General features: G+C 65.1%; 12 protein-coding genes and 2 pseudogenes. 4 read left to right on the top strand and 10 right to left on the bottom strand.

Going from position 1 to position 16,022, the window contains the following annotated elements:
• Positions 1 to 245: 245 nt before the first annotated feature.
• Both DM450_RS22165 and DM450_RS22170 read left to right on the top strand, forming a co-directional pair.
• Entirely contained in the window at positions 246 to 1,313 is a 1,068-nt protein-coding gene (locus DM450_RS22165) for an IS110 family transposase (RefSeq protein ID WP_142639180.1), read from the top strand.
• Between the two features lie 16 nt (positions 1,314 to 1,329).
• Positions 1,330 to 1,545, top strand: a pseudogene (locus tag DM450_RS22170) (integrase core domain-containing protein); the annotation flags it as partial.
• A 177-nt stretch (positions 1,546 to 1,722) separates the two neighbouring features.
• Here the strand turns inward: DM450_RS22170 and DM450_RS22175 are convergent.
• Both DM450_RS22175 and DM450_RS22180 read right to left on the bottom strand, forming a co-directional pair.
• Complete coding sequence (locus DM450_RS22175) at positions 1,723 to 2,778, bottom strand: ParB/RepB/Spo0J family partition protein (protein ID WP_142639182.1); 1,056 nt, start codon at positions 2,776 to 2,778, stop codon at positions 1,723 to 1,725.
• Positions 2,779 to 3,013: 235 nt separating this feature from the next.
• A complete protein-coding gene (locus DM450_RS22180; RefSeq protein ID WP_260610520.1) occupies positions 3,014 to 3,409 on the bottom strand; it encodes an autotransporter domain-containing protein in 396 nt (131 codons plus the stop codon).
• Between the two features lie 63 nt (positions 3,410 to 3,472).
• On the opposite strand from DM450_RS22180, the gene DM450_RS22185 reads away from it, so the two are divergent.
• Positions 3,473 to 4,306 (top strand): IS5 family transposase, encoded by an 834-nt coding sequence (locus DM450_RS22185; protein ID WP_142632654.1) that lies wholly within the window; start codon positions 3,473 to 3,475, stop codon positions 4,304 to 4,306.
• 81 nt (positions 4,307 to 4,387) lie between these two features.
• Here DM450_RS22185 and DM450_RS26505 read toward each other — a convergent pair.
• The 8 genes and pseudogenes from DM450_RS26505 to DM450_RS22225 form a co-directional block, all read right to left on the bottom strand.
• Positions 4,388 to 5,116 (bottom strand): annotated as a pseudogene (locus DM450_RS26505) (autotransporter domain-containing protein); the annotation flags it as partial.
• 490 nt (positions 5,117 to 5,606) lie between these two features.
• Positions 5,607 to 6,167: a 2OG-Fe(II) oxygenase gene (locus DM450_RS22195; protein ID WP_142639186.1), complete on the bottom strand. Its 561-nt coding sequence runs from the start codon at positions 6,165 to 6,167 to the stop codon at positions 5,607 to 5,609.
• 86 nt (positions 6,168 to 6,253) lie between these two features.
• Positions 6,254 to 8,038 carry a ShlB/FhaC/HecB family hemolysin secretion/activation protein gene (locus tag DM450_RS22200; RefSeq protein ID WP_142639188.1) on the bottom strand — a complete coding sequence of 595 codons (1,785 nt, stop codon included), beginning with the start codon at positions 8,036 to 8,038 and terminating at the stop codon, positions 6,254 to 6,256.
• Positions 8,039 to 8,514: 476 nt separating this feature from the next.
• Positions 8,515 to 10,719, bottom strand: coding sequence for a response regulator (locus DM450_RS22205; RefSeq protein WP_142639190.1), 2,205 nt, complete (start codon positions 10,717 to 10,719; stop codon positions 8,515 to 8,517).
• A 284-nt stretch (positions 10,720 to 11,003) separates the two neighbouring features.
• Positions 11,004 to 12,086, bottom strand: a complete 1,083-nt coding sequence (locus DM450_RS22210) for an IS630 family transposase (protein ID WP_142632508.1) — start codon at positions 12,084 to 12,086, stop codon at positions 11,004 to 11,006.
• Positions 12,087 to 12,155: 69 nt separating this feature from the next.
• Positions 12,156 to 12,494 carry a hypothetical protein gene (locus tag DM450_RS22215; RefSeq protein WP_142639192.1) on the bottom strand — a complete coding sequence of 113 codons (339 nt, stop codon included), beginning with the start codon at positions 12,492 to 12,494 and terminating at the stop codon, positions 12,156 to 12,158.
• A gap of 218 nt (positions 12,495 to 12,712) precedes the next feature.
• A complete protein-coding gene (locus DM450_RS22220; protein WP_142639194.1) occupies positions 12,713 to 13,711 on the bottom strand; it encodes a nucleoside hydrolase in 999 nt (332 codons plus the stop codon).
• 101 nt (positions 13,712 to 13,812) lie between these two features.
• On the bottom strand, positions 13,813 to 14,427 hold the full coding sequence (locus tag DM450_RS22225) for a TetR/AcrR family transcriptional regulator (RefSeq protein ID WP_142639196.1): 615 nt from the start codon (positions 14,425 to 14,427) through the stop codon (positions 13,813 to 13,815).
• A 166-nt stretch (positions 14,428 to 14,593) separates the two neighbouring features.
• On the opposite strand from DM450_RS22225, the gene DM450_RS22230 reads away from it, so the two are divergent.
• Complete coding sequence (locus tag DM450_RS22230) at positions 14,594 to 16,021, top strand: efflux transporter outer membrane subunit (RefSeq protein ID WP_142639198.1); 1,428 nt, start codon at positions 14,594 to 14,596, stop codon at positions 16,019 to 16,021.
• Position 16,022: the final 1 nt, after the last annotated feature.

Raw genomic sequence — 16,022 nt, forward strand, 5'->3', positions numbered from 1 at the left:
CCAACCTGGTTCCTTCAGTCGGCAGTGTCGGGGACTCTTACGACTGTGAGAAGATGCGTGCAGTCTGGAAGGTCTGACCCGTGCTTACGACTGACCACGTGTCATGGCGTTGATCTGTCGGCCCTCCAGGCTGCACCCGGGGCGTCGCGAAACGTGACTTGATAGGAGCCTGAGGGAGTGCCGTCCCGTCACAGTCCTGTCCGCTCGCGAAGGGCCTTCGGGTTCCACCCGCCTGGAGGACCAATATGCATGATATCACACCAGACGCCGTCGTCATCGGCATCGACACCCATAAAGACGTTCACGTCGCGGTCGCGATCAACGGATTGGGCGCGCGGCTTGCCACAGCATCGTTCCCGGTAACCAGCAAGGGCTATCGCCAGGTAGCAGCTTGGGCAACCGAGCACGGAACCGTGCACGCGTTCGGTATCGAAGGAACTGGCTCATACGGTGCCGGCCTCGCACGTGCGTTGGCTGCGAAGGGTTGGCGCGTCATTGAGGTCGGCCGGATCAACCGGCAGCTCCGGCGTCGATATGGCAAGACCGATACCGTGGATGCCGAGTCTGCTGCAAGGGCCGTGCTTGCGGGTGACGCTGGCGGTGAGCCCAAGCTCGGTGATGGCACCGTCGAAATGATCCGTCACCTCAAGATCGCCCGCGACACCGCGCTCAAAGCGCGAACACAAGCCATGGTCACGCTCAAGACAATGCTGGTGAACGCGCCCCAGGCGTTGCGCGAGCGGTTCATCAGCATGACCGGCAAGATGACGCTTATCCACGCGATCGCAGCGCTGCGCCCGGGGGCACTGCTATCCACCACTGCATCGGCGAAGATGGCGCTACGCGCATTGGCGAACCGATGGCTGATGCTGGATGCCGAGATCAAAGAGCACGAAGCCGTCCTCGAGCAGTTGGTGCGTGCCCACGCACCGGCATTGATGGATGCGCCTGGCGTGTCGACCGGTACCATCGCCGACATGCTCATTGTCTTGGGCGACAATCCTCAGCGGATCCGATCCGAGGCCGCGTTCGCCAAGCTATGCGGCGTGTGCCCCGTGCCGGCATCAAGTGGCAAGACCAACCGTCACCGGCTCAACCGCGGTGGCAACCGGCGGGCGAATGCGGCTCTGTACCGCGTCGCCTTGGTTCGCATGCGCCACCATCCGCCGACCCGCGAATATATCCAGCGCCGAACCGCCGAAGGCAAGTCACCTCGCGAAATCCGGCGGTGCCTCAAGCGCTACATCGCTCGCGAAATCTACCAACACCTTTGCACTGAAAAGCCGCTCCCAGCAGCCGCGAAAGGCTCTTGACCAACATAGGAGCATCAACGCTTTGGCCGAAACAATCAATGGTCTCTACAAGGCAGAGGTAATCTGGCGCCAGCGCTCCTGGCCGAGTGCATCGGCCGTCGAAATGGCCACCTTGCGCTGGGTCCACTGGTACAACGAGCATCGCCTCTTCGGTCCCATCGGCTACATTCCGCCCGCCGAGGCAGAGGCAAATTACTATGCAGCCATCGAGACCCTCGATATGGCTGCCTGAGCCAAACCGGATAGCCTCCGGAAAACCCGGGGCGCTTCACTCCCCAAGGGAGACCGCGAGCGGGAGGGAATGGTTCCGCGCCGGAGACGCGCTCAGAGGCCGTTTGGAAATTCGCGAAAAGCGCATTGCACGCCGCCAGCCTTCAAAATGCCCTGCCGGGCATTTTCCAGACAGACTTCAATCCTCGCTGGCCAAGTCCTCGGCCAAGGCTCCATAGGGCGCTTGATCGGGCGTTTCATCAAGCGCGCCCTCCCGCGCCTCGCGCAGCGCCCGCTCGACCGCCTCCAGCACCCCGGCCAGCCCGCTGCCTTCGGCAACGAGAATCTCGACGGCCAGCCCCTCGCGCACATGGCGCAGGCGGCCGATCCGCGATCCGTCCAGCTCGATCGCCTGTTCGGCCTCGCGCAAGCGATCGGTCGTCTTGCCGGCCTGCTTGAGCCGTGCCAGCACGCTGGCCGCGGGGATCAGCCGCTCGCCAGTGGCGGCCAGCTTCTGCTGCTCCTCGGCGATGCCACGGGCCGCGCAGAGCACATGTTCGCGCTGCTGGGCCCGGCGCAGCAGCGGCGTCAGCACCTCGGAATGGCGGACGCGCAGTTCGTCCTTGGTGGCGAAGGCGTCTACCACCTCGTCCGGCATCTGTGCCAACGCCAGCAGGCGACTGAGCTGGCTGTTCGACAACCCGAGTGCTTCTGCCATGCGCGACTGGACGCCGCCGTAGAAACGATCGACCGCATTCTGATAGCTGCGCGCGCGATCGATCTCGGTGATGTCCTGACGTTCACGGTTCTCGATATCGGCAAGGCGGAACGCCTCTTCGTCCGACAGGTCGACGATCAGCGCGTTCAGGCGGATTTCCGGCCGCCCGTTGTGATTGAGCCAGTCTATCGCGAAACGGCGCCGGCTCCCGACCAGCAACTGGTAGGGCAGGTCGGCGCCCGGAGGGTTGCGGCGGACCAGGACGGGGATGCGATTGCCGTCTTCCAGCGCGATGGAATCGATCAGCGAGCGGCAACTATCGGCAGAGAGGCCCGGCACGTCGCGCGGGTTGCCGTCCCACACGCTGCAATCCGACGGCCGCATCGAGATCGCCCCGCGCGAACGGGTATTGTCCTGCACGAAATCCGACAGGCGCGCATCCAGCCGCGACAGCGCCGCGGCATCCGCAGGCCGCAATTCGGCCGGGGCAGGTTCGTAGGACAGGGTTGCGAGAATATCCTTGAGAAAACCTGCCATCAAACCCTCCGATGGTGCGCTGAAAAACCCGCACAAGGCGCCAGATCGGGACCGCCTGCCCCGCGCTTCGCGGCATTGCCGCCCCCTGGCCCGCCGATGATACCGCCTCGCAGCGCCGGTGCTGCCCGAAACTGTGTTCGTTTCGACTGCATTTTCGGTGGACGCTTGCGGTATCGGGCGGCGCGGGAACCTGCCGCGCCGCCCAGCCCGTTCGGTGGTGCGACCCGAGGGCTATTCAGAACCGCCTGCTGGCCGTGATCGCCAGCCCATGCACATGGCGATCGGCGGCAAATTCGCCCGAATAGGCAAGCCTTATGCTTATCCGCTCGCCGCTCGCCGCGGACAGTCCCGCCTTCACGACGGCGACGTCGCGGGCATACTGTGCCCCGGGCAAGACAAAGATCGGCGTATCACCGCCGGCAAACACGGCTTCGATCCGGCTATCGGGATGGCCGCGCAATTCGCGTTGCCATTGTGCCTCGACGTTCGGCCTTACGGTCCACGAACCTGTTCGGGCCTTGGTCGAGGCACGCAGGCCAATGCTGCTGCGAACGGACTGCGTCTTGTACTGCGCCACGGCCAGAGCGGCCGCACCACCGTGTTCGACAAAGCCGCTTAGAGCCCGATCCAAAAGTTGTTGAGCAATACCAGCATGTTATGATTCACGCCGTCCTTGCGAGAGATGGAGTGATCAATGGCATGGACTGGCATTGCTCGAGAGGAGCATAGCCGCAAGGGACTGCGTTATCCAAGCGACATGACGGATAAGGAGTGGGCGCTGGTGGCCCCGTTCATTCCCCCGGCAAAGCAAGGCGGTCGGCGGCGCAGCACGAATATGCGCGAAGTGGCCAACGCGCTGCTCTATCTGGCTTCGGCCGGGTGTGCCTGGCGCCTGCTGCCCAAGTGCTTTCCACCGGTCTCGACGGTTCGGCGCTATTTCTACGCCTGGCGTAACGCGGGATTGTTCGAGGTGATGAACACGCTGCTGGTCATGAACCTGCGAGAGATCGAGGGGCGCGAAGCCTCTCCCAGTGCGGGCATCATCGATAGCCAGAGCGTGAAAACGACCGAAAGCGGCGGCCCGAGTGGATATGACGCGGGCAAGAAAGTCAAAGGCCGCAAGCGTCATATCCTGACCGACACCTCCGGTTTTCTGATCTCCATCCTCGTGCACACCGCCGATATTCAGGACCGTGATGGCGCCGTCGACGTGCTCAAAGGCATATGCCAGCGCTTCCCCTGGCTGCGCCATATCTTCGCCGATGGTGGCTACGCCGGAGACAAGCTCAGGAGAGCACTCGCCAAAGTCGGGAATTGGGTAATCGAGATCATCAAGCGTTCCGACAAGGCCGAGGGCTTCGAAGTCCTCCCGCGCCGCTGGGTCGTCGAGCGCACGTTCGCCTGGCTGGGGCGGTGCCGCCGCCTCGCAAAGGACTGGGAGGCGACCATCGCCTCGTCTACCGCCTGGGCCACGATCGCTTCTATCCGCATGCTCATCCGCAGAACCGCAAGATATTGCTACGCTTGAGACACTTTTGAATCGGGCTCTTACATCAGCATAGCGGTAGTGCAGCCCGGCGAAGGGTTGCGCCCGAAGGGCGCCGAACTGCAGGATGCTACCAGCCTCGACGGTTGCGGCGGCGTTGTCTCCGCTCACGTTTGTCCTCAGCTGGTCGGAAAAGCCGCTCCAGCTGATCTGCCGGCGAAGCTTGTAATAACTGCGATTATAGACAGAAGTCGCGTCGATATAGAACGTGTTGGTCGAATAGCTGGCGTAAGGACCGATATCGACGTTGAACTGCGTGATCCGGGGGTGCTGCGACCGGTCGAGGTTGGCATCGATGCCGTCGATCCCCAGCGTTGCCCCCAGAATCAGGCCTTTCGCCGGCGAGACATCCAGGCCGGAGCGGATCGACCGGCTGTCCGAATTGGCCGCGGGCCGGTCGATCCGCTGCTTGTAGGCAGCCTGCTTGAGCCCGAAGCTGAGCATGAAGCGAACCGTCTGGTCGGCAGGCGGCGGCGGCGCCGCCGCCGCGTCCCACGCCTGTTCGCGCCGCTCGGCCAGATAGCCCCGGATCTCGCTATCGCTGGCATCCATCGACTGGATCGCCAGTCGCGGCAAGAGCCGGTAATTGCGCGGCGAAAGCTGGCCCAGCGCATCGGCGCGCTCCGCCGAACTGCCCAGGCCGTCGATCGCTGCGAGCATGTCGCCATAAACGGTCGTGTCGGGGCTGGCGATGCTGTCCAGAGCGCCGGCCACGGCGCCTTGCGCGGGGGTTGCCGCATCCTCGCCATAAGTGGCGGCCTGCGCCGCGCTTCCCAGCGAAACCGCTGCCATCAGCGACAAGGCCGCCACCGCGCTGCGCTGGAAAAAGATGGTATCGAAGCGCAAGTTCGCCTCCTTCCATGGAGCGTTTTCCAGTCCGGCAGGAACACCGGTTTGGAAAACGCGAAAGACCGCCAGACCATGATCCGGATGCCCGCGGCAACCTTCACGATAAGGACAGATGATCGGCAATATTTACAATGAAGCAACGTGAATTGAATTCTGATCGGATGGTTATTATTGATCAATACTTACAACAATCATCGATAACGCCGCGATAATTTCGCAATATCGTTCGTAATCCCGCTGATCGCGGAAAGATTCCAGAGCCTTTGCGCTCCACCGGCATTCCTTGCGCGCGCCCCTCGCCATGGCCGAAAAAAATACCGTCGATCCGGTTCCATTTTTTTCGTGGCACCGCGAAACCCAGATCCATCCCGTCGCGGCCATGATCCGGCACCAGCGCTCAAAATGCCCTTTCGGGCATTTTTCAAACGGACCCTCAACGCCAGTTCGGGCCTTCGATCCAGGTCACCAGGCTCTTGCGGCTACCCTGGCTGACGGACAGCACACGGTGCTGGAGAAACGAGGGAAAGATCAGCAGGCTGCCGCGATCGGCAAAGGTCGGCCCGGGGTTCTGGATGCCGAAGAACTCGAACTGCCCTCCATCGTAATCGCCGGGTGCCGAAAGCTGCACAACAACCGAAAGCTTGCGCGCGAACGGACGGTTCGATTCCAGCCAGACATCCTGATGCCAGTCGTAATGCCCCTTGTTTGTCGCGTGGTACTCGGTGAACTGCAGTTCGAACGGCGCAACGATGTCGGCACCGAAGTTCGAGCGGTTCGACGACTGCACAAAGGACATGATGCGCGAGACGATGTCCTTCTCCCGCCCCGCATCGAACCAGCGGATGGTCGAACTGCGCTGGATGTGATCGCTGCGCAGGTCCGCCGCAAAACCGACCGTCGCGTCCTGCGGAGCGTAATGCGCCGCGCGATTGACGATCGCGTCACACTCCGCATCGCTCAGCGCCTTTGGCCAGACTTCCCAGACGTTTTTCATTTCCCCTCCCACATCACAACTTTTCCTCATCGGACCATCGTCGATCCGGGACGCCGCTCAACCGTTTTGCGTATACGCAAAAGCGTTCAGATCGAGCGCGCCAGACTGAACAGGAACCGCGCTTTCTTGCTGTAATTCGGTGAAATACTCTTGACTGGGGCCGCCACTTGTGCCTCGACGATCCAGCCCGGAACCGGCGATACCCGCACTCCGCCGCCCGCCGTCGCCAGCGAATAATCGGCAGCCTTCAAGCCGTACGTCGGCCTGCCGTAACTATGGGCAAGCACACCATCGCTATAGACAAAGGCCGTCAGCGCCCGCTTGCCTTGCGCGCCGCCAACGAGCTGCCACGCCACTTGCACCTGTCCCGCCACCGCCTTGTCGGCGGTGACGATCCCGGTCCGGTAGGCCAGGCCCGCGCCTTCCCCTCCCAGCGAAAACCGTTCGGTCGTCGCCAGCCGGTCGCGTGTGTATTGGCCGCGCAGGGTCGCCTGAAGCGATACCTTGCCGCCGACCTGCTTGACAAACGTGGTCTGGGCATTGGCCTTGCGGAAATCGGCCTGCGAATAGCCGGCCAGCGGCCGCGCGCCGAGCGCATCGAGCCCCTGGCTGATCGTGGCTGAAACGGCGTAACCACCGGTCTTGCCGATCGCGCTCCACGATGCCCCAAGCCGCAGGGCGCGGGTGCGGAATTGCCCGAAGGCGGTATCGAGGTAGTAGTTGCTGCTGTTGGCGCCGTCGAGCGATGCATGCACCGTAAGGTTGCGGCGATAGGAGCGGATCACGGGATGCGACAGGGCGATGCCCACCTGGCGCGCTTCGCCGAGGATGTCGCTCGTGCGGGTGCGGGTGCGGACATAGGCGCCGCTCACCCCCAGCGTTGTTCCATCGCTGCCCAGCGGCGTCGCATGGCTGAGCGTGTAGAACTGATAATGCGCCGGCTGGAACGGCAGATAGGCGGAAGCACGCGTGACGTCCGCTTCGCGCAGCAGCCCGTTCGCCGCCACCGTGACCTGGGCCTGCACGCCGGAGGTCACGTTGACCACGCCGCCGTTGTTGAGGTTGACGCCCAGTTCGATCTGCTTGCGCTTCACGGCAAGGTCGAGCGCCAGCTCGCCGGGCCGGGCGGTCCGCCGCAGCTTCGCCTCGACCCGCTGTCCGGGAATGTCGCGCAGCAGCGACAGGGTCCGCTCCAGCGTGGAGCGGCGTGTCGGCATCTCTTTCATCAGCCGTTTCATGCGCCGGTCGATCAGCCGCGTGGGAGTGCTCGGCGTCCGGTGGCCGAGCGCATAATCGACGACCCGCCCCTCCACCGCGCGCACCAGCAGCACGCCGCCGGTCGGCGCCTGTGGGGGGATCGACACCGCGTAAAAGGCAATATCGCTGCGCGCATAAGCCGCGGTCACCGCATTGGCGATGCCCTGCAGCACCTCCTTGTCGAGAGGCTTGCCGATCCACGGGCGCACGCAGGCCGCCAGGGTTTCTTCCGCAAGGGTGCTGCCGTCGAAACGCACCGCGGTGAGCACGGCAGCAGTCAGCGGCCCGGCGGCCCCGGGCCCGGCGGCCTTGAGTTCGGCCGGCAGATCGACGGGCGGGGCGACAGTCTGCGGCGCAGGAACCGGATCGCCTTGCGCGGGCCGCGGCAGGACCGGAACCGCGCGGTCGATACGGTCGCGGTCAATCGTCGGCACGGGATTGGCCTGGTCGGCAATCTGCGCCTGCGCAGGACGGCTGAGCGGCACCGTCACCATCGCCATGAGCAGGGCGATAGCAAGCAGCACGCGGCCGCCGATCCGGGTCCACGCAGGCGATCCGGCACGCTCGCCCAACCGGCACGGAGGCAACAGGATGGGAATAGCCTCGACTGTCATTTCAGTACCTCCCGCCGGGATCACCCGGGCCGTGCAATCGGCGTGCACAGCGAATGCGCTCCGCTGTTCCTGCTCCGATCTAGGGAGTGCGGCAGGGCACCGCACGGCAAAGAGCAGCCGCTGCGAGGGTATCGGCGCGGGGCGCTCCGAACCGCACCGGCGGCGACATGTCCGGGATGAAACCAATCCCGGCGGGCCCACGCAACAGGCTTGCGGAAAGCCGGAAATACCTGTCGGCAGCGCTATCGCGCTGCGCACGATCAGGCCTGAACGAAACCCGGGAAAGGGGCCGTATAATACGCTTATTGAATTGATATAAAATGATTATACCTGCGGCACCGAAGATGCCTGGGCCATTGGGCCGCCGGGATCGCGCCTGCGCAAAGCGAGCGTCCAACCGGACAATGGCCGCCCCGATCGGCGCGCCGCAACAACCGGATCGGCGGCAAGACGCAGCCGGACCGGCTCAGACTTGCTCAACCTTGTCCGGCCGCCTCGCCCGGAAGAGCCTCGGGCAAAACCTCGGGCAGCGACGATCGCACCAGCCAGCGTTCGAGCGTGCGCATCAGCACGGCCGGATCCACCGGCTTGGCGACATGATCGTTCATGCCGGCCGCAAGGCATCGCTGGCGCTCCTCCTCGTACGCATGCGCGGTCATCGCGATGATCGGCAACTGCTCCACCGGCCAGCGCCTGCGGATCACCCGGGTGGCTTCAAGACCGTCCATTTCAGGCATCTGCACATCCATCAGGATCGCGGCATAAGCCCCCTGCCGCGCCTCCACCCGCGCGCAGGCGGCCAGGCCGTCGGCCGCACAGTCGACCTCCAGCCCGGCATCGCGCAGCAGTTCGGTGCCGATCTCGCGGTTGATCTCGTTGTCCTCCACCAGCAGCACGCGCAGCCCGCGCAGGCGCGGCGAAACGACCGGTGCGATCGGCCCCGCCAGAGCGCTGCCCTCCATGAAGCCCGCGCCGGAAAAGACCGCCACGATCGTCTCGAGAAGCGTCTCGGGCACCAGCGGCTTGGGCAGAAATCCGTCGATGACGTCCGCGCCGGTCCCCAGGACCGCTTCTTCGGTGCCGTAGGCGGTGACGAGGATCGTCTTGGGCAGCAACAGGCCGCGCAGCACCGTGCGGATCGCCTGCGCCGTTTCCAGACCGTCGAGCCCCGGCATCTTCCAGTCGAGCAGGACCAGATCGTAGGGCCGGGCGATCTCCTCCGCCGCCCGCAGCGCACTCAGCGCCTCGCTTCCCGAAGCCACGAGGTCGAGGGACATGCCCCATCCGGCCAGCACTTCCCGCATGATCTGGCGCGAGGCGGAATTGTCGTCGGCAGCCAGCACCCGCAGGCCCTTCACCCAGTCGGGGACCGACACGTCGCGCGGCCCGTCCGCCGCCCGCAGCATCGGTATCCGGCACGTGAAAGTGCTGCCCTCGCCCGGCGCGCTCGCCACCGCGATGCCGCCGCCCATCTGCTCCAGGATCTGCCGGCAGATCGCCAGCCCGAGGCCGGTGCCGCCGAAGCGCCGGGTCGTGGTGCTGTCGGCCTGGGTGAAGGAGGTGAACAGGCCCGCCTGCTGCTGCGCGGTCATGCCGATGCCGGTATCGGCCACGCAAAGCGTGAGGACCACGCGGTCCTCCTCGTCCCGCTCCGCCGCCAGCCCGACCCGGACCATGCCGCCGGGGGAGAATTTCACCGCATTGTTGAGCAGATTGAGCAGGATCTGCCCGAAGCGGATCTCGTCCCCGCAGAGGCGCCGGGGAACGTCCGCGGCGATCTCGGTCACGACCATGACGCCTGCGAATTCCGCATCGTGGGCGATCAGCTGGCGCTGGGCCTCGACGGCGGCGCGCACGTCGAACGGATGCGCTTCAAGTGACAGCTTGCCCGCCTCGTTCTTCGAGAAGTCGAGAATGTCGTTGATGACCCGCAGCAGCGAATTGCCCGCCTGGTTGATCTTGGCGACGTAGTCCTTCTGCCGGGCGTCGAGCCGGCTGCGGCCGATCAGATGGCAGAAACCCAGGATCGCGTTCATCGGCGTACGGATTTCATGGCTCATGTTGGCGAGGAACAGGCTCTTGGCGCGGTTGGCCTCTTCCGCCTCGCGGGTGCGTGCCTCCAGCGCCTCGTGCTTTGCCAGGATCTCGTCGGCCAGAGCTTTCTGCCGCGTGAAACTCTCGACCAGACGGTCGCTCAGCCAGACCAGGACCGCCGTCTGGAACAGGACGATCACGGCATGCAGGACGACCCGCTCCACGCTGCCGCCACCGGGGAAGACAACCAGGGGCAGGAGATAGAGCAGCACCAGGTGATGCAGTATCGTCGCCACGGCGGCGACGAGGATCGCCAGCCGGTCGCACCAGGCGATGGTCACCGCGAACATCGCGAAGAAGTACATGTGCATGTCCATCTGCCAGGGATGCCCCCGCAGCAGGACCAGCAGGACCGCCGGTTCCCCGATCAGCACCACCGCCGAAACATAGCGTGTCGCCCGCGAAATCCCGCGGCGGTGCCACATCAGGTGATAGCATCCCGCCAGCGCCACGCCGGCCAGCGCGGCGCGCCAGGCGGAATTGCGGGTCATCACCGCCACGCCCGCCAGCAGCGGCACATGGGCCCAGACGAGGAACAGCAGGAAGCGGCCGACCCGGTGCCGCAGCGTGTCGAGTTCCGTAATCATCCGCCCCCTCTCCCCGCCTTAGGTCGTAAACTCATAAACGGCACCATCGAGGCGCCCAAATGGCGAACAGCTCGGGCCGAAGGTGCCGCCGGGCGGGCTGGTTGCCCGTCCAAGGCAGCTTCGGTTCGAGATGGAAGCCATTTGGGCGCCCCTTCGGGGTTTGCCCAAAATGGCCCAGCGCTGCGTCGGGAAGTATTGAAATATCGACATATTCCAGCGCCTTCCCTCCTGCCGCTGCGCCATTTTGCTTCAAACCTCGATTGTGCCGTTTATGAGTTTACGACCTAGTGGATTGACTCCAACGTTTGGAACCCTCGATTTCGAGCCGCGATGATTTCGTCCGGATTGGCCTTCCAGATGAAGGGCTTGGGGTTGTCGGCGTTGTACTCCCGGATGAACCGGTTGATGGCAGCCTGGAGGTCGACGACGGAGTGGAAGACGCCGTGCTTAAGGCGCCGCCTGGTCAGCTTTGCGAAGAAGCCCTCGACGGCATTGAGCCATGAGGAAGATGTCGGCGTGAAGTGGAAAGTCCAGCGCGGATGGCGGGCGAGCCACTCCTGGACCTTGTCCTTCTTGTGTGCGGCATAGTTGTCGAGGATCACGTGGATCGCCTTGCCCTTGGGTACTTCACGCTCGATCCGATTGAGGAAGCGGATGAACTCCTGGTGGCGGTGGCGCTGCATGTTCTGCCCTATCACGGTTCCGTCGAGCACATTGAGCGCAGCGAACAGCGTGGTCGTGCCGTGGCGCTTGTAGTCATGGGTCAGGGTGCCGGCGCGGCCCTTCTTCATCGGCAGACCGGGCTGGGTGCGGTCGAGCGCCTGTATCTGCGATTTCTCGTCGATCGACAGGACCACCGCATGGGCGGGGGGATCGACATAGAGGCCGACGATCTCGGTGAGCTTTTCGGCGAAAGCCGGATCGTTCGACAGCTTGAAGCTGCGCCAGCGATGCGGAGCAAGCCCATGCGCCTTCCAGATCGACTGCACTGTCGAAACGGCAAGCCCGACCGCTTTGGCCATCGCGCGCGCCGTCCAGTGGGTTGCCTCATGCGGCGGCGGTTCCTGCGTAAGCCGGACAATTTCGGCCACGCGCTTGGGCAATACCGGCGCCTTGCCGGGCGGACGGGACTTGTCGCGGAGCAGGCCATCGACGCCTTCGTGCATGAAACGCTCCTGCCAGCGCCACACGCAGGTCTTCGACTTTCCTGTTGCCGTCATAATCGCCGAGGTGCCCAGGCCGTCGCTGCTCAAAAGAACGATACGGGCGCGCCAGACATGTTTCTGTGGACTCAAGGGCGCCGACACGATGTCGTGCAGGCGTTGACGGTCGGAGGCCGAAACGATGAAGCTGATCCCATCACGCATCCTCCGAGACTGACACGCCAGCAAGCCAGTGGGAATCCCCAACTGGACTCTTTCGTTCCGGTCAATCCACTAGTTGCCCTCGCAAGCGGCCCTTGCGCTCGTGCCGATCACCATCCACGCGCCGGCCTTGCGCATGGAGGATGCGAAATCGGGCGCCGCCGAATCCACCACCAGGCTGTTCGGCAAGGCACCCGCGCCGATCAGCCTGCCGTGCGAGCGCTGGACCAGCGTGACCGTCTCTCCCAGCCCCATGCCGCGCCCGGCCACGACCAGATAGCGCCCCGAATCCGCTGCCTGCATCACTGCTGCGGCGACAAGCAGCACCAGCAGCAGTGCCAGAATTCCGCCCGCGGGAGCAAAATCGCGGAGAGTGGGACGGTCGTCATCGCTGCGCTGTGCTACGGCCATTTACATGTTCAAGCACAGTTCGTTTCTTCATGGGTTAACAATTCGATCATTTTCCCTTCAATCGAGGGATCGTGACGATTTTACCCGGTGCAAGAAGCGGAAGGTGATTTCAGCAAGAGCCCGTTGGTTTTCGTTCAGGGGCGGACGGAAACCAGCGGGCCGGAGCCGGCGAGCCCGGCGCCGAGAAATTCGACTTTCGCGAATTTCCAAACGGGCTCTCAGGCCGGGGCGCGCATGGCCGCGACGAAGTCGCTCAGCAACAGGCGGACATCGAGTTCCTCGATGACACGAATGGTGCGTCCGGGAATTTCGTCGCCGTAACGGGCATCGTCGAGGATCCGGCGCGCCGTCTGGGTCCGGCTCCGGCTGGTCGCGGCCGAAATCGCGGTGAGCAGCACCAGTGCGCTGTCCCCGCAGCCGATCGCGCCGCCCAGTTTGACGAAGGGCGGCAGCGCGGCATAGCGCTCATAGAGCCACTGCGTCGTCGCCGAAATGTCGCGCACGTTGACTTCGAAGTCGGCGATCGAGATCTGGCACTGCGCGTAAGTGGGCATCGGGATCTGCCACAGGGCAATGCCCGAGCGTTCGATGACGTAGCGCGCGGCGGCCAGATCGGCAGAGAGGTTGTACTCGTCGCCGCCACCCGGATAGCCATCGCCGCCCAGCCATACGAGCGTCATGCGCGCGGCGATCCGCGGTTCGATCCGCAGCGCCTGCGCGAGGTTGGTCAGCGGACCGCCGCAGGCAAAGAACAGCGGCAGCGGGTCATCGCGCATGGCTTCGGCGACGATCGCCTGCGCAGCCTGGGTGCCGCCCTTTGGCCCCGACTCTGGCCCCGACTCTGGCCCCGGGCTCTCGCTGCCGGCCAGCACCGGGCACAGGTCGCTCCGGCCCATCCTGGCCAGAAGGTCCCGCGCCGCCTTTGCCCCTTGTGCGGCGGTGGTATCGGGATCGAGGCCGCCCATCGCCGCGAAGCGGCGATCAAGCGTGGAACTGGTGATGAGCACGCAGCGGCTCGAGCGCGACGCGACCTGATGGGCGAGCGCGATGAGCCCATCGGGATCGCCGGCAAAGTCGTTGTCGACAATCACCCGGGCGAGGGGTTCGCGGCGCACCGCCGCAAAAGCCGTGCCGGGGATGGCAGCGCCGGGACCAACGGCCAGCGCCAGGCCGGCCGCCTTGCCTATCAAGCTGCGGCGATCAAGTTTGCCCAACACGGCTTTGTCCAACAACGGCCTTCTCCCACGTTTTGCCGCAGGCCTCGCAGGACAATCCATCATCGTCAAATCGTTAGAATTGTCATTTCCATAGAAAATTACTATGGATTGGCAGCAGCCGGATCCTGACCATAAGCTCTCAGGAACGCCTCGACCGCCAGCGCGACGGCGCTTTCGATGTCGTAGTCGGGGGCCGCGCCGAACAGCTGCGGCTCGTAGATTCCCGCCTCGAGCAGCGCGCGCAAGTGCGCGCCGACGATCATCGGATCCCCCTGCCTGAGCTTGCCCTGCTCCTGCATACGCAAGACAAAACCGGCCATTTCGCGCGCGCCGCGCTTCGGCCCCAATTCGTAGAGCTGCGCGCCGAGCGTTGCATTCGCCCCTTCCGAGACCACCGTGCGGACGATGGACAAGTGCTCCGGCGCGGAGAGGAACCGCACATAGGCCGCCCCGAACCGGCACAACACGACCCTGACGTCATCCGAGCCGGAATCGAGCAGGTCCAGCATTGCCATGCCCTGCTCTTCCATCGCCCCGACCATGGCGGCGGCGAAGAGATCGTCCTTGTTCTTGAAGTAGTTGTAGAGCGTGCCCTTCGACCCGCCGACGCGCGCGGCGATGGCGGCCATGCTGGCGCGCTCATACCCCACTTCCCGAAACAGCGCGAGCGCGGTGTCAAGGATCGCCTGTCGGCGGCTGTCTGTCTTCACACGCATGGGTTGTCTTCCATTCCTGTACCGGACTGTACGCTTTTCGTTTGACGAGACAAGCGCGAATCCATAAATGACCGAACTGTACGGTTATAAGCCGATCCTCCGAACCGAGATGGAGTCGTTCGTGAAGCCACAGAATTCACGGCACTTGCGCAGCCTGAGACACGCTATGACGACAGGGCCGGCAACGGGGATCGCCTTGTTGCTTGGCGCCAATCTGCTGCTGTCAGGCTGCGCCGCCCTGCCCGCCAAAGCCGACCTCGAGCCGATCTCCGCGCCGCAGGCCTTCGCTGCCGACCGGAGCCTTGCCGCCCCGGCGGCCGACTGGCCTTCGGACAACTGGTGGAAGGGCTTTGGCGATCCCCAGCTCGACAGGCTGATCGCCGAAGGCCTTGCCGGAGCGACCGACCTCAGGGTCGCCGAAGCGCGCTTCGCCAAGGCGCGGGCCATGGTCGGCACCAGCCGCGCGGCCACCCTGCCCTCGCTCGATGCCAACGCGCAGGGCGGGCTCGCCCAGCAGAGCGACAACTACCTGTTCCCCTCCGGCTTCGCCCCGCGCGGCTGGCCGGACTACGGACAGGGCAGCCTGAACCTCAACTGGGACCTCGATTTCTTCGGCCGCAACCGCGCCGCGCTGGCCGCCGCGCGCGGCGATGCGGCCGCCGCAGGGGCCGAAGCGGCCTCGGCCCGCCTCGCAGTCTCGGCGGGCATCGCCGCCGCCTATGCCGATCTGGCCGATCATTACGCCCAGCGCGACGCTGCCGAAGGCGCGCTCAAGGTCCGCCGCCAGACACTCGACCTCATGCAGGGCCGCCGCGCCGCGCAGCTTGAGAACGAAGGCGCCGTCGCCCGCGCCCGCTCGGCCATGGCCAGCGCCGAGGGCGACCTTGCCGCACTCGACGAGACCATCGCGCTCGATCGCAACCGCATCGCCGCCCTGCTGGGGCAAGGACCGGATCGCGGCCTTGCCATCACCCGCCCGGCGGACATGGACCACGCCGCCTTCGGCCTGCCCGCCAACCTCCCCGCCAGCCTGATCGGCCGCCGCCCCGACGTGATCGCCGCAAGGCAGCGCACCGAAGCCGCCGCCGCGCGCATCAGGCAGGCACGGGCCTCCTTCTATCCCGACGTCAATCTCTCGGCTTCCATCGGCCTCCAGGCCATGGGCATCTCCCGCCTGTTCAAGACCGGTTCCGACTACGGCAGCGTCGGCCCCGCGCTCACCCTGCCGATCTTCGAGGGCGGCAAGCTGCGCGGCCAGCTGCACGGCGCCGAAGCCGACTATGAGGAAGCCGTCGCCCAGTACGACGGCACGCTGATACAGGCCCTGCGCGATGTCGCCGACGCCGCCGCCAGCCAGCGCGCGCTCGATACCCGCCTTGCCGCTGCGCAAAAGGCCGAACAGGCCGCCGAAACCGCGTGGATCGTTGCCGGTAACCGCTATCGCGGCGGCCTTGCCACCTATCTCGAGGTGCTGACCGCCGAAGACTCGCTGATCTCCGCGCGCCGCACCGTCGCCTCCCTGCAAACCCGTGCCTTTGCCCTCGACGTCGCTCTCGTCCGCGCGCTCGGCGGCGGTTTCCGTTCCGAAGGATAAG

This window comes from Sphingomonas sp. IC081, assembly GCF_006874585.1.
Lineage (GTDB): Bacteria > Pseudomonadota > Alphaproteobacteria > Sphingomonadales > Sphingomonadaceae > Novosphingobium.